The 839-nt window shown below is 44.0% G+C and carries 1 protein-coding gene; it reads right to left on the reverse strand.

Annotated elements, in window-relative coordinates:
• Positions 1–839 (reverse strand): HAMP domain-containing protein (locus tag FLAPXU55_RS00125; protein WP_180855877.1); only part of this gene is annotated, 839 nt, incomplete at both ends.

Consider the following 839-nt stretch of genomic DNA (forward strand, 5'->3'; position numbering starts at 1 on the left):
AGTTTTCCTTCGGTACCAACTTCTCGAGAAACCCTTGTTACTTCGGAAGCAAAGCCTCGAAGCTGATCCACCATCGTATTAATTGTATTTTTTAACTCTAAGATTTCTCCTTTTACGTCAACCGTAATCTGGAGCGATAAATCTCCTTTTGCTACGGCTGTTGTTACTTCGGCGATATTACGTACTTGTCCGGTTAAGTTGGATGCCATTTGGTTAACGGAATCTGTTAAATCTTTCCAGGTTCCACCAACACCTTCAACCTGCGCTTGTCCTCCCAGTTTTCCTTCGGTACCAACTTCACGTGCCACACGGGTTACCTCAGAAGCGAAAGAGTTCAGCTGACCCACCATTGTATTAATGGTATTTTTCAACTCTAAGATTTCTCCTTTTGTATCCACCGTAATCTGGCGGGATAAATCGCCTTTTGCTACGGCTGTTGTTACTTCGGCAATATTACGTACTTGTCCAGTTAAGTTGGACGCCATTTGATTAACGGAATCGGTCAAATCTTTCCAAGTTCCGCCGACACCTTTTACTTTTGCCTGACCTCCCAGTTTTCCTTCGGTTCCTACCTCAAGTGCCACACGCGTAACCTCAGAAGAAAAGGAGTTCAGCTGATCCACCATTGTATTGATGGTTTTCTTTAATTCGAGAATTTCTCCTTCGGCTACAGCCGTAATTTTTTTAGAAAGGTCACCATTTGCTACGGCGGTTGTAACCTCGGCAATGTTACGTACCTGTCCGGTTAAGTTGGACGCCATCTGATTAACGGAATCGGTTAAATCTTTCCATGTTCCACCAACACCTTTTACTTTTGCCTGACCTCCCAGTTTTCCTTC

The sequence above is a fragment of the Flavobacterium panici genome (genome assembly GCF_903819335.1).
In the GTDB taxonomy this organism is placed as follows: Bacteria; Bacteroidota; Bacteroidia; order Flavobacteriales; family Flavobacteriaceae; genus Flavobacterium; species Flavobacterium panici.